Annotated in this window: 13 protein-coding genes and 1 riboswitch; of the genes, 8 read left to right on the top strand and 5 right to left on the bottom strand. The window is 68.9% G+C overall.

What is annotated here, in order from left to right:
- Positions 1-36: 36 nt before the first annotated feature.
- On the bottom strand, positions 37-789 hold the full coding sequence (locus QSK17_RS22515; RefSeq protein WP_285707057.1) for an MgtC/SapB family protein: 753 nt from the start codon (positions 787-789) through the stop codon (positions 37-39).
- Positions 790-1,023: 234 nt separating this feature from the next.
- Positions 1,024-1,200: riboswitch (M-box (ykoK) riboswitch) on the bottom strand.
- Here QSK17_RS22515 and QSK17_RS36240 point away from each other — a divergent pair.
- Positions 1,158-1,628 (top strand): hypothetical protein, encoded by a 471-nt coding sequence (locus QSK17_RS36240; RefSeq protein WP_352231828.1) that lies wholly within the window; start codon positions 1,158-1,160, stop codon positions 1,626-1,628. It overlaps the preceding riboswitch by 43 nt.
- On the opposite strand, the gene QSK17_RS22510 is transcribed toward QSK17_RS36240, so the two are convergent.
- Positions 1,591-2,169, bottom strand: coding sequence for a dihydrofolate reductase family protein (locus tag QSK17_RS22510; RefSeq protein WP_285707055.1), 579 nt, complete (start codon positions 2,167-2,169; stop codon positions 1,591-1,593). The two genes, QSK17_RS36240 and QSK17_RS22510, sit on opposite strands and share 38 nt — an antisense overlap.
- A 19-nt stretch (positions 2,170-2,188) precedes the next feature.
- Between QSK17_RS22510 and melA the strand changes: the two genes are divergently transcribed.
- A complete protein-coding gene (gene melA / locus QSK17_RS22505; RefSeq protein WP_285707053.1) occupies positions 2,189-3,502 on the top strand; it encodes an alpha-galactosidase in 1,314 nt (437 codons plus the stop codon).
- Between the two features lie 8 nt (positions 3,503-3,510).
- The gene (locus tag QSK17_RS22500) at positions 3,511-4,290 is read left to right on the top strand and encodes a DeoR/GlpR family DNA-binding transcription regulator (RefSeq protein WP_285707051.1); all 780 of its coding nucleotides are present in this window, start codon (positions 3,511-3,513) and stop codon (positions 4,288-4,290) included.
- On the opposite strand, the gene QSK17_RS22495 is transcribed toward QSK17_RS22500, so the two are convergent.
- Entirely contained in the window at positions 4,283-5,587 is a 1,305-nt protein-coding gene (locus QSK17_RS22495) for an alpha-glucosidase/alpha-galactosidase (protein ID WP_285707050.1), read from the bottom strand. The genes QSK17_RS22500 and QSK17_RS22495 overlap by 8 nt on opposite strands.
- On the bottom strand, positions 5,584-6,528 hold the full coding sequence (locus QSK17_RS22490) for a carbohydrate kinase family protein (protein WP_285707049.1): 945 nt from the start codon (positions 6,526-6,528) through the stop codon (positions 5,584-5,586). Before QSK17_RS22490 ends, QSK17_RS22495 begins: the two co-directional genes overlap by 4 nt.
- 169 nt (positions 6,529-6,697) lie before the next feature.
- Between QSK17_RS22490 and QSK17_RS22485 the strand changes: the two genes are divergently transcribed.
- The 5 genes from QSK17_RS22485 to QSK17_RS22465 all read left to right on the top strand — a co-directional run bounded on the left by QSK17_RS22485 (position 6,698) and on the right by QSK17_RS22465 (position 12,205).
- The gene (locus QSK17_RS22485; RefSeq protein ID WP_285707048.1) at positions 6,698-7,591 is read left to right on the top strand and encodes a carbohydrate ABC transporter permease; all 894 of its coding nucleotides are present in this window, start codon (positions 6,698-6,700) and stop codon (positions 7,589-7,591) included.
- Positions 7,588-8,463 carry a carbohydrate ABC transporter permease gene (locus QSK17_RS22480; RefSeq protein ID WP_285707047.1) on the top strand — a complete coding sequence of 292 codons (876 nt, stop codon included), beginning with the start codon at positions 7,588-7,590 and terminating at the stop codon, positions 8,461-8,463. The genes QSK17_RS22485 and QSK17_RS22480 overlap by 4 nt, the downstream gene beginning before the upstream one ends.
- Positions 8,464-8,466: 3 nt before the next feature.
- Positions 8,467-9,780, top strand: a complete 1,314-nt coding sequence (locus QSK17_RS22475; RefSeq protein ID WP_285707046.1) for an ABC transporter substrate-binding protein — start codon at positions 8,467-8,469, stop codon at positions 9,778-9,780.
- A gap of 214 nt (positions 9,781-9,994) precedes the next feature.
- Positions 9,995-10,840: an endo alpha-1,4 polygalactosaminidase gene (locus QSK17_RS22470; RefSeq protein WP_285707043.1), complete on the top strand. Its 846-nt coding sequence runs from the start codon at positions 9,995-9,997 to the stop codon at positions 10,838-10,840.
- Positions 10,841-11,014: 174 nt separating this feature from the next.
- Positions 11,015-12,205, top strand: a complete 1,191-nt coding sequence (locus QSK17_RS22465) for a Gfo/Idh/MocA family protein (protein WP_285707042.1) — start codon at positions 11,015-11,017, stop codon at positions 12,203-12,205.
- Between the two features lie 175 nt (positions 12,206-12,380).
- On the opposite strand, the gene QSK17_RS22460 is transcribed toward QSK17_RS22465, so the two are convergent.
- Complete coding sequence (locus QSK17_RS22460; protein ID WP_285707040.1) at positions 12,381-12,881, bottom strand: winged helix-turn-helix domain-containing protein; 501 nt, start codon at positions 12,879-12,881, stop codon at positions 12,381-12,383.
- Between the last annotated feature and the right edge of the window lie 186 nt (positions 12,882-13,067).

Raw genomic sequence — 13,067 nt, 5'->3', positions numbered from 1 at the left:
CTGCGGGACGTCGGCCGGGGGCGTGTCGAAGGGACGTCATCGAGAGCCGCCCACCACTGCGGGGACGACGGAGCCGGGCAGATTCGCGGCGTGGTCGTCGGCGGTGTGCCACTCGACGGCGTGGATGCCGGGCTCCAGCGACAGTCTGCCGATCAGGTGCTCCAGATGCGTCGCGGCGTCCCCGTCCAGAAGGATGTGAGCGGTGAGGTGGGTGTCGCCGCTCTGGTCGGCGCGCGTCGCGTTGATGCCGCGGAGGATCACCTCGCCGCCGCTCGTGTACTGGACGAGGAGGGCGCGGATGTGCCGCTCGGACCTGGTCCGGCAGATCAGGTGCAGCAGGTAGGGGCGAAGGTCCTCATCCGCGATCGGAGTGTCGTGGTCGATGAGCCGCCCGAGCGGACGGCCGAGAAGGTGGACGGCCAGGACCGTGGCGGTGGCGATCCCGGTGAAGGCGAAGTACCCGGAGGCGGCCAGGACCCCGACGGCCGCCGAGCACCACAGGGTGGCGGCGGTGTTGAGCCCGCGGATGTTGAATCCGTCCCGGAGGATCACCCCGGCGCCGAGGAAGCCGATTCCGGACACGACGTAGGAGGCCACGCGGGTGGGGCTCCCGCCGCCGCCTACGGCGTCGGAGTAGAGGACGAACAGGGTGGCGCCGGTGGCGACGAGCGCGTTCGTGCGCAGGCCGGCCATCCGGGCGCGCCATTGCCTCTCAAGCCCGATCAGGGCGCCGCAGCCCACTCCGGAGGCCAGGCGGAGTACGAAGTCGGTGATGGTCAGAGCGTGCATGGTCGCTCACCTCCTTGCCTTCACGAGGTGATCGGACTACGTGACGGTTCAGGGGAGGGGCGCGGATGGGCGGCTACCGCGTGCCGGAGGCGGATGAGGACACGCGAATGAGCCGACTTCGGCCCCAGTTGCGTTCGGACACGTCCTCACCTCCGTCCGGCAGGGCACCGCGACGTCGCGGTGCTGCCTCCGAGGCTGCGTCCACGACAGAGCCCGCCCGGTGGCAGGCGACGCACCCCACATCTCGTAAGAGCTTCGGCACTGCCCGGCGTATGCCCGCGGGTCATCCGCGGGAAGCCACCTGGCCTCACCCCTTAGGCCGGGGAGAGGTGTCCTGACCCTGGGCGTCTCTCGACGTCGTGGGGTCAGTGGCCTGTATCCGGACAGACGCCTCACCTAACGAGGTGCCTCACTCAAGGGTAGGTCGCCCCGGCGGAGCCGACAACACCCGCTTCCGGTCGCCGGCGTGGACGGCCTTTCCGGCTTGGCCGAGTGAGATCTTCGCGGCCGCGGCGATCGAGATCCCGCTGCTGCGCTTCATCACCCACGCTGGGCGGTGGGCCCTGACTCGGAAGCTCTGCCGGGGAAGGCATGCCGGGGAGGGATCACGTGCGGACCAGGGTGAGCCCTCCCTCGCCGCTCCTCACGGCGGCCGTGCACTGACGTCGGTCAACGGCGCGGCGGTCACTCAGGCGTCAACGGCCATCCCGGGTGTCGCCCTGTACGTGAGCCTGCTTCGGGGTGTCCTCGACGAGGACGTGCGTTCCCCGCTCGCCCAGTCCATCGACCTGTGGGACCAGCTCACCGGGGCGTGCCCGTTTTCTTGGCCCGCTCTCTGACCCGTGCGCTCAGGCGGACCCGTGACGTGGGGCGGCCCCCGAGGATCAGGGGGTGTGGTTGCGCGTCCGTGCCGTCGTCCGGCTTCCCCATTCCAATCGGGCGGCGGCTCTCTGGCCCCCGTTCCCTCATGCGCCGCTGAGGGGGCGGGGGCCTTGTGGTGTTTCGGCCGTGGAGCGGAGCGGCCGGCGCCAATGCGAAGCACCCCGGCAGGGGCCGCATAGCGGTTGGGTCGTCGATCAGGTCGTGTCGCATGAAAGTCGCGGCGAGATCGGCACCGCCGAGCACCAGATCTCCGCCCGGCTTCGCCTTGAGCTCCAGGATCTCATCGACGATGACGTCCCGCACGACGGTGGTGTTCCATTCGGCGCGCTCCAGGGTCCGGGAGAACACGATCTTGGGCATGTCCCGCCAGATGCCGGCGAACTCCGCCGTGGGCCCGGTGCTCGACGGGTCGGCGTCGGCGGTCGGCCAGAATCCGGCCATGAGCTCATAGGTGACGAGTCCGTCCAGGATTCTCGGGGTGAAATACTCTTCGCGCACGGAACGGGCGGGAGGTGGGATGGCGCGGATCGTTTTCATCGGTGCCGGGCACGTCGATCTGATGCGCCGGGTCGTCTCCGATCTCTTTCTCGCCCCTTCACTGCGGGGTGCGCTCGAGATCGTGCTGCACGACGAGGATCCCGGCCGTCTCGCCACGGCCGAGGCGCTCGTCCGCTCGCTCGACGCGGAAGCGGGCGCGGCCGCGGTGATCGGCACCCGCCAGGACCGGCGCCAGGCTCTCGACGGCGCGGATTTCGTGGTCGGCTACTTCGACGTGGGCGGGTTCGAGGCGACTCTGCGGGACTTTGAGATCCCGCACAGGTACGGCCTACGGCAGACGATCGGCGACACGATCGGCATCGGCGGCATCTTCCGTGGACTGCGCACCATCCCCGTCTTCGTGGAACTGGGCCGGGAGATGGCCGAGCTGTGCCCGGACGCGTGGCTGCTGAGCTGCAGCGACCCGATGGCGATGACCGGCTGGGCGGTGCAGGAGGCCACCGGGTTCGAGCGGTTCGCCGGAGTCTGCCACGCCGTCTGCGACACGCACGCGTACCTCGCGGACCTGGTCGGCCGTGGCCTGGACGAGGTGTCGTTCCTCAGCGCCGGCCTCAACCACCAGTCCTTCGTCCTGCGGTTCGAGGCAGCGGGCCGCTCCCTGTACCCGGAGCTCGACGCGGCGCTGGAGGCCGACCCCGAGTTGGGCGCGCACGTGCGGGTGGAGATGTATCGCCGTTTCGGCTACTTCCCGACGCAGTCGAGCGAGCACGCCGCCGAATACGTCCCGTGGTTCATGCGGCACGAGGGGGAGACCTCGCGGCTCGGCGTGCCGGTGGAGGAGTACCTGCGCCGGGTCGGGAAGAGCATGCACCTCTACGAGGAGACGCGGCGCGCGCTGTCGGCCGGAAGGCCGCTGCTCATCCGGTGGCAGCATCAGGAGCCCGCGGCGGCCGCGATCCTGGCCATGCTGACGGGCCAGGAGAAGGAGGTCTACGTCAACGTCCGCAACCGCGGCCTGATCGGTAACCTCCCCGAAGGCTGCTGCGTGGAGGTGCCCGCCCTGGTGGACGCGGCGGGCATCCACCCCCGGGCGGTGGGCGAACTGCCCATCCAGCTGGTGGCGCTCAACCGCACCTTCCTCAATGTCGTCGAGCTGACCGTACGGGCGGTGCTCGACGGCGACCGGAGGCACGTCTACCATGCGGCGATGCTCGACCCGAACACCGCGGCGACGCTGCCGCTGCCGACCATCGAGGCGCTCTGCGACGAGTTGATCGAGGCGCACGGCGATCTCCTCCCCGAGTCCGTCCGTCCCGCGGGTTCCCGGTCATGATCGAGTCCATGCCGACCGAGGTGCGGCGGGAGCGGATGCTCGGCATGCTCATGGACCAGGAGTTCGCCCGGGTCGCGGAGCTCGCCGAGGCGTTCGGCGTCTCCAGCGTGACCGTCCGCGCCGACCTGGACGCCCTGGAGGAGCAGGGGAAGGTCCGGAGGGTGCGGGGCGGCGCGGTGGCGGCGGCCCCGCCGCCGCGGACCGAGCCGTCGTTCGAGCTGTCGCTGGGCGCGGCCGCGGTGGAGAAGGCGCTCATCGCCAAGGTGGCCGCGCGGCTGGTGAGCTCAGGGGAGAGCGTGATGATGGGCGCGGGCACCACCACGGCCCACGTGGCCAGGGAGCTGGTGGCTCGCGCCGACCTCACCGAGGTCACCGTTTTCACCAACGGTCTGCGCACCGCACTGGAGCTGGAACCGGCGCTGCCCCGGTTCGCCGTCGTGGTGACCGGGGGCAGCCTCCGCCGCCAGCAACATTCCCTCGTGGACCCGCTCGGTGGGAGGATCCTCGACGGCATCCGCGCCAACACGGTCTTCCTCGGTTGCGGCGGAGTGCACCCCGACAGTGGGATCACCAATGTCAACCTGCCCGACGCCGAGATGAAACAGCGCATGCTACGCGCCGCCACCCGCAGAATCGTGGTCGCCGACTCCTCCAAGCTCGGCGTGATCGAGATGGCGCCGATCTGCGCGCTGTCGGAGATCGATCTCCTCATCACCGGGGAGTCGGCCGACCCGGGTCTGGTGGCCGTCCTGCGGGACCGGGGCCTGAGGGTGGAGATCGCTAGCTGACCAGCGTCGCACGCAGCGGCTCGGGGAGCAGCGCCGCGTGGGCGCGGGTCAGGTCGTCGCACAGTCGCCAGATCTCGTCGAGCGAGAGCGTGGCCGACGTGTTGGGGTCCACCATCATCGCGTGTCGTACATGTTCGGGCCTGCCCTCCCGCGCGGCGCGCACGGTGAGCTCGTTGACGTTGACGTAGGCCCGGTTCAGCGCCGCGCACTGCGGTGGCAGCGCGCCGACGCGGGTCGGCCGGACGCCGGTGGAGTCGACCGCGCAGGGCACTTCGACCACGCATCCGGGAGGCAGGTTCGCGATCAGGCCGTCGTTGGCCACGTTGCCGTAGACCACGCGCGGGGTGCCGGTCACCATGCTGTGGATGATCTGCGGCGCGTACTCGTCGGTGCCCGCGATCGCGATCTCCGTGCCGTGCCGTACGGCGTCGCGGGTGCGCGCGTATTCGCGGGCGTTCTCCGCGCTGACGCGCACGTACTCCCCGATGGGGATGCGCAGCCGGTCGATCTCGGCGTCATGGCGCAGCAGCCAGGGGAGATACTCGGCCGAGTGCTCGCTGGTCTCGGTCGGATAGTGGCCCAGGCGCCGGTACATCTCCATCCGCACCCTGCGGCGCAGCTCGGGGTCGGCGGTCACCCGCGCGTCGAGCCGGTCGTACAGGTTCTCGCCGTCGCGCTCGAAGCGGAGCACCCACGCCTGGTGGTTGACCCCGGCCGCCAGGTAGGAGATCTCGTCGTACGGCACCGCCACCAGGTCGGCCAGGCCGCGCATGGTCCAGTAGACCGAGTGGCACAGGCCGACGACGTTGCGCACCTTTCCGGTGAGGTACCAGATGTTCATCGCCATCGGGTTGGTGTAGTTGAGCAGCCACGCGTCCGGGCACACCGCGGCCATGTCGGCGGCCAGCGCGTCGAGCATGGGGAAGGTGCGCAGGGCGCGGAAGACACCGCCGACGCCGATGGTGTCGGCGATCGTCTGGCGCAGGCCGTAACGGGCGGGGATCTCGAAGTCGGTGACGGTGGCCTCATGCCCCCCGACCTGGATGATGTTGATCACGAAGTCGGCGCCGTCCAGGGCGGCGCGGCGGTCAAGACTCGCGGTGATCTCGGGGCGCGCGTCTCGCGCGGCCGCGATCCGGTGGGCGACAGCCTCGGCGACCTCCAGCCGCTCGGCGTCGATGTCGTGGAGCGCGACGCGGATCTCCCGTAGTTCGGGATAGGCGAGTAGGTCGGCGAGCAGGCCCTGGGTGAACACGACGCTTCCCGCGCCGATGAAAACGATCTTGGGGTTTCTCATCGGGTGACTTCCTCCCAGGTTGGCTGCGCCGCAGTTCCCCCCGCGGCTCGGGTGGAGAGGGTGCCGCACGCCACGGCGAGGGCCAGGCTGCGGCGCAGGGGCAGGCCCCGCAGGTGACCGGCCAGCAGGCCCGCGTTGAAGCTGTCGCCCGCGCCGACGGTGTCGACCACCCGCGCCGGTAGCGCGGGCACGCGGATCGGCTCGCCGTCCGCGAAGGCCAGCGCGCCGTCCGCGCCGCGCTTGATCACGGGCGTCAGGCCGCGTTCCGCGAGGTCCCGGACCGCGCGGTCCAGGTCACCGTCGGTACGGCCGGCGAGGGCGAGCGCCTCGCGATCGTTGGGAAGCAGGATGTCGGTCAGTTCGAGGACCTTGTCGAGCCCCTGCCAGCGGCCTGACGGGTCGTCGTTGGTGTCAAGCGACGTGGTCGCCCCGCCCGCCCGCGCCGCACGGAACAAGTCGGGAAGGCCGGCGGCCAGGCGGGGCTGCAGGAAGTAGGACGAGGCGTGGACGTGCGCGGCGCGCGCGAGGAGCTCCGCCGGCACGTCCGCGGCGTCGAGCCGGTCCAGGCAGCCGGGCGCGGTCAGGATCGCCCGGTCGGAGCCGTCGACGAGCACGACGGTCAGCGCGGTGGCGGCGGCGCGGTCCACGACACAGGCGGAGACGTCCACGCCACGACGGGTGAGCGCGTCGAGAGTGACAGCCCCCGCGTCGTCGTCCCCCACCCGGCCGACGAACGCGGTGCGCAGGCCCAGCCGGGCGGCCCCGCATGCCGTGATCGCCCCCGAGCCGCCCAGCACCAGCTCTCCGGTCTCGACGAGCTGCTCGCGCTGGCCGAAGGCGGGGGTCCTGGGTGTCCCGGAAATGATCACATCTGGGTTGGCGTCGCCGACGACGAGCAGGTCGAAGTCTGATGTGGCCATGGCCAGGAACGGTCGCAGCACCTTCGATATCTTGTCAACTCTTGCGATCGGCGGCCTTATTTAGTCGAATAAATTGCGAAATGCCCGTCCGGATCGAAGGTATTGACAAGTTTTCGTAAGTCGACATGATGGGCTGCAACATCCCCCGAACCATCCGGACCAGCCGATGACGATGACGCTCGTTAAACCTGTGACTCCGACCCGCACCATGCCGGGGAGACGCGGCGACGGCAGGGTGGCGCTGGCCTTCCTGGCCCCCGCGCTCGTCGGGTTCGGGGTCTTCTACCTCTATCCGGCCGTGCGCGGCGCCTGGTACTCGGTGACCGACTGGAACCTCCTGTCGGAGCCGGAGTTCGTCGGGCTGGACAACTATGCCGCGCTCGTCCGGGACCCGCTGTTCTGGAACTCCCTCAAGGTCACCGCCTACTACGTGATCCTCACCATCGGTACGCAGATGCTCCTGGGGTTCGGCCTCGCCGCGCTGCTGCACCGCCTGACCCGCTCACTGCTGGTCCGCTCGCTCCTGGTCGTGCCCTGGCTGGTGCCCAACGTGACCGTCGGCCTGCTGTGGATGTGGCTGCTGGACGCCAATCTCGGCTTCTTCAACCACCTGCTGGTTTCGCTCGGTCTCGACAATCAGGGCTTCCTGACCTCGCCCGGGCTGGCGATGCCGAGCGTCGCGCTGATCAACTCGTGGAGCTCCACCGGGTACACGGCGCTGCTGCTGTATGCGGGGATGCTGCTCGTGCCGCCGCAGGTCTACGAGGCCGCGGCGATCGACGGCTCGGGCGAGGTGCGCACGCTCTTCCGCGTCACGCTGCCGCTGATGCGGCCCATCCTGGCGTTCGTGCTGGTGGTGTCGTTGATCGGTTCCTTCCAGCTGTTCGACACCGTCGCCGTCACGACCAAGGGCGGACCGGTCAACGCCACCCGGGTCGTCTACTTCTACATCTACGAGCAGGCGTTCACCCACTTCAAGATGGGCTACGCGTCCGCGCTGGCCCTGAGCCTGGTGCTCATCCTCGGCGTCCTCACCTTCGTCCAGATGCGCCTGCTGCGCGCCTCAACCTCGGATCTCGCATGAGAAGACTCGGCCGCCCGCTGGCCTGGGCCTGCCTGATCACGGCCATCCTGATCTCCCTCTTCCCCCTCTACTGGATGCTCCGTACGGCGATCACGCCGGGCCGCGAGCTGGCCACGGACAGTGCGGGGCTGCTGCCCAGGCATCCGACGCTGTTCAACTTCCAGCGCGTCCTCGGCCTGGCCAGCCGGGAGGAGACCAGGGCGGCGGGGGGATCGGGGGCGAACCTCGACTTCTTCCTCTACTTGCGCAACTCGGTCGTCTACACGGGAGTGATCACTGTCGTGCAGACGCTGGCGTGCGCGATGGCCGGTTACGCGTTCGCCCGGCTCAGGTTCCGTGGCAGGGACGCGCTGTTCGGATTGTTCGTCGCCGCGCTGATGGTGCCGCCGATCTTCACGTTGCTGCCCAGCTTCGTGCTGGTCAAGGAGCTCGGCTGGCTCAACACGTACCAGGGGCTGGTCGCGCCCAGCCTGCTCATGACCCCGTTCGCGGTCTTCTTCCTGCGCCAGTTCTTCCTCGGCATCCCACGTGACGTCGAGCAGGCGGCGTACATCGACGGCGCGGGCAAGTGGACGGTCTTCTGGCGCGTGGTGATGCCCATGACCAAGGGACCGCTCCTCACCCTGGCCCTGACCACCGCGGTCTGGACGTGGAACGACTACCTGTGGCCGCTGCTGGTGGCTCCGGGAGAGCAGACCCGGGTGCTCACCGCGGCGCTCGGCATCTTCCTCAAGCAGTCGCCCAACACCGCTCCCGACTGGACCGGCCTGATGGCCGGCTCGGCTCTGTCGGTGATCCCGGTCCTGCTGTTGCTGGTCTTCTTCGGCCGCCGCCTCGTGGACTCCATCCAGTTCTCCGGCATGAAGGGATAGACGATGAAAAGAGCGGGCATCGCACTGGTGCTCCTGGCCGCGGCATGCGGTGGTGGCCCGGCCGGCGACGGCACGACCACCTTGACGTACGCGCTCTGGGACGACGTGCAGCAGACCGCCTACCAACAGTGCGCCGACGCCTTCCAGAAGGCCAACCCGGGCATCAGGATCCAGATCACGCAGAACGCGTGGGACCAGTACTGGCAGAACCTCACCACCCAGATGGTCTCCGGCGACGCGCCCGACGTGATCACCATGCAGGCCTCCTATTACCCGCAGTTCGTCAAGAACGGTCAGTTGCTCGACATCCAGCCCATGGTGGACGCCGACAAGGTCGATCTCGCCCAGTACAGGCCCGGCCTCGCCGAACTGTGGGTCAAGGACGGCAAGCGCTACGGCCTGCCCAAGGACTGGGACACCATGGCGATCGTCTACAACGTCGACCTCGCGAAGAAGGCGGGCGTCGACCTGACCGACCTGACCTGGAACCCCGCCGACGGCGGCACCTTCGAGAAGGCCATCGCCAGGCTCACCGTGGACACCGCCGGCAGGCGAGGAGACGAGGCCGGCTTCGACAAGTCCAAGGTGGCCGTGCGCGGCATCGTCCCCGAGCTGAACGACGGCTCGCAGGGCCAGAACAGTTGGGGGAACCTGGCGGTCTCCAACGGCTTCTCCTACATCTACAAGAACCCGTTCGGCACCCGGTACTTCTACGACAACCCCAAGCTGGCCGAGACCGTCACCTGGTTCAAGGTGCTGATCGACAAGGGGTACGCCGCGCCGTATGACAAGACCAGTTCGCTCGGTACGGACGCGGTCCTGAACTCGGGCAAGGCCGCGCTCAGCATCACCGGCTCCTGGATGATCAAGGCGTACCTGGAGTCCACCGAGCAGAAGTTCGCCTTCGCGCCGCTGCCGACCGGCCCCCAGGGCCGCAAGTCCGCGTTCAACGGGCTCGCCGACGTCATCTACTCCGGGACCGAGCACAAGGACGCCGCCTGGAAGTGGGTGAAGTTCCTCGGGTCCACCGCGTGCCAGGACATCGTCGCCGACAACGCCGTGGTCTTCCCCGCCATCGCGTCCTCGACCGATCGCGCGCTCGACGCGCACAAGAAGGCCGGGCGGGATGTCGGGCTGTTCGTGGACGAGGCGAAGGCGCGAGAAGGGACCTTCGTGCTGCCGGTCAGCGACCACGGCGACGAAATCAACCAGATTGTGACGACCGCGCTGGAAGAGGTCTGGCTCGGCCAGAAGGACGCGCGGACCGCCCTGATCGCGGCGAATCAGCAGGTCAACGCCTTGTTCGCGCAGAACTGACCGCGCAGAACTGACCCAGGACCGATCGCCCAAGACTAACCGGGACCGATCGCCGGAACTGAGAGGAGGCCATCAGCCAGGTGCTGGCGGACCCGGGCGTATTCCGCACGGGCACGCCACTCCGCGTCGCAGCGACACCGCCGGGGCGGGCGACGTGGAGAGTGAGGAACAGCGCGGAGGCGCCCCTTCATCGATCTTCATGCGAAGGATGAACATGCGAATCTGTCGATATCTGGTGGCGGCGCTCATCGCCTGCTGGGCACTCGCCGGGGTACAGCCAGCCCAGGCCGCCTCGGCTCTGCCCGCCCCCGTCGCCTGCCCGGGCTGCTGGCACCCGGCATTGAACACGAGCTGGCAATGGCAGCTGTCCTCGGTGCCCGGCGAACCGTTCCTCGACGTCACGATGTACGACATCGACGGCTTCAACGCCTCGGCGGCGACGGTGCAGCGGTTGCACGCGACCAGGACCGGGCGCAAGGTGGTCTGCTACATCAGCGCCGGCTCCTTTGAGGACTGGCGTCCCGACGCCGCGAGCTTCCCCGCCTCCGTGCTGGGCAAGCCACTGGACGGCTGGGCGGGCGAACGCTGGCTCGACATCCGCCAGTACGGTGGCACGCTCGGCACGATCATGCGGGCCCGGATGGACATGTGCAGGTCCAAGGGCTTCGACGCCGTCGAGTTCGACAACGTCGACGGCTACGCCAACGTGTCGGGCTTCCCGCTCACCGCCGCCGACCAACTCGCCTACAACGCCTGGCTGGCCAACGAAGCTCACACCCGCGGGCTGTCGGTCGGCCTGAAGAACGACATCGAGCAGATCCCAGCGCTGTTGCCGTACTTCGACTGGGCGCTGAACGAGCAGTGCTGGCAGTACAGCGAGTGCACCACGGCGCAGAACGGTGGCTATGGCTACGACCAGTTCGTCAATGCGGGGAAGGCCGTCTTCACCGTCGAGTACACCCTGTCCACCTCGAAGTTCTGCGCCAAGTCCAACGCGCAGAACTTCAACTCCCTGAGGAAGAACCTCGATCTCGACGCCTACCGCGTCGCCTGCCGCTGATCCCGGCCCGCTGGTCCCGGCCCGCTGGTCCCGGCCTGTGACAGGGCCGGGACCAGCGGTACCCGAACGGCCGAAGCGGACGGCGAGCGACGCCGTCGAGACGACCATCGACCCGGACCCTCCGCTGCCCGAGCGGCGTGGTCCGTCCACACACCAGGACGGGATGTACGAACGATGCGCATCGGAGTGATCGGAGTGGGTGTCCGCGCGGTGCTCGCCACCTGGACGGGCCGCAGCGAGGTCGACGCGGCGGTCGTGGCCGCGGCCGACCCCACGGAGGCGGGCAGGGGACGGGCGCGCGAGCTCTTCGGCAAGGCGGTGCAGACCTATGCCACCCACACCGAACTGCTCGCCTCGCGGCCGTCCCTCGACGCGGTCTTCGTCACCTCGCCGGACAGTACGCACGCGGCCATCACCGTGGACGCGCTGGAGGCGGGTGTGGCGGTATACCTGGAGAAGCCGCTGGCGATCACCCTCGACGACGCGGACGCGATCCTCGCCGCGGCCTTGCGCACCGGGACGAAGCTCTACGTGGGCCACAACATGCGCCACATGGCGGTCGTCCGCCAGATGCGCGAGCTCATCGACGACGGGCGCATCGGCGAGGTGCAGGCGGTCTGGTGCCGGCACTTCGTCGGCCACGGAGGCGACTTCTACTTCAAGGACTGGCACGCCGATCGCCGCCACAGCACCGGCCTGCTGCTGCAGAAGGGTGCCCACGACATCGACGTCATCCACTACCTGTCCGGCGGGACGTCCATCCGGGTCACGGCGATGGGCGCGCTGAAGATCTACGGCGGGGTCACCGCCCGGCGGGACAACAGCGACCGGCTGATGGAGGACTGGCTGGACCCGGGCAACTGGCCGCCGAGGAGCCAGCGCGACCTCAACCCGGTGATCGACGTCGAGGACCTCTCGATGATGCTCATGCAGCTCGACAACGGTGTCCTCGCCAGCTACCAGCAGTGCCACTTCACCCCGGACTACTGGCGCAACTACACCGTCATCGGCGACCGGGGCCGGATGGAGAACTTCGGCGACGGCGACGGCGGGCTGATCCGGATCTGGGACCGGCGCGGCGACTACGACCCGGACGGCGACGACGTCTATCGGATCGAAGGCGACCGCGACGGGCACGACGACGCCGACCGGCTCGCCGTGGACGAGTTCCTCAGGTTCGTGGCCAGGGGTGTCGCCACCACGACCTCACCGCTCGCCGCGCGCGACGCCGTGGCGGCCGGGCTCGCGGCGACGGAGTCGCTGCGCAACGGGTCCGTCCCCGTTGAGGTACGGCCCGCCGACCCCGAGGTGGCTCGTTACCTGGCGGCCCACCAGCCACCTGCCGGCCGGCGGAGGTCCGAGTGACGACCCCCGGACTTGGACCCGGGCTGACCGGCCGGTACGGTCAGCCCTTCTCGGCTCCCTCGTTGGCGCCCCGGATGAAGTAGCGCCGATCGGCGAATACCGGTGATGCGCTGGAAAGCCGCCGAATAACCCCAGCTCAGTGCACGGATCGCGATTTCCGCACCCCTGGCAGGGTTTACCGTCCGGTATCGACCAGGGAGAACCCCACTCCTCTCATCGACTCCACGCAGACGGTCGCGTCCGCGTCGCGGAGTTTGGCGCGCAACCGCTTGACGGTCGATCGGACCGCGGACGCGTCGTCCAGATAGTCGGCTCCCCAGGCCCGTTCGTACAGCTGGCGGTAGGTCCAGACCCGCAGGGGCGGACTGGCGAGTGCGGTGAGCACCTCCCGTTCGATGCGGGTGAGGGGAAGGACCCTGCCGGCCCAGCTGACCTCTTGCCGATCGGCGTCGATGACCAGACGGCCCAGGGCCACCATCTCCGCCGTCGGGAGGGAGGAGGAGATCTCCTCCGTCTCGCACAAAAGGATCTTGCGGACCGAGTTCAGGTCGGAAAACATCAACAAAGTGCCGGTGCCGCCCATCAACCGGGCGATCCGGGCGCGCTTGCTGGGGCTGGATGTCACACAGAAGATGACCGGCTGTTCGTCGATATCACCCGCCGGGTTAACGCTCATGGGCTAAGGAAAACAACGGCGCCACACACAGTCAATATCCAGACTTGCACCTGTGACGGATGGATGTCAGATCGATACGGACTGCTTTGAGCCGATTCTGCCCCGCTATCGCCCACATTTTGGTCTCGAGAAAAGACCGGCAGCGGCTGATGATGATCGGACGCCGTCAACCCCGCGGCGTGTGCC

This window comes from Microtetraspora sp. NBRC 16547 (assembly GCF_030268965.1).
Taxonomy (GTDB): domain Bacteria; phylum Actinomycetota; class Actinomycetes; order Streptosporangiales; family Streptosporangiaceae; genus Microtetraspora.
Note: the sequence above shows the minus strand (reverse complement) of the source record. Positions and strands in the feature narration are given on the sequence as shown.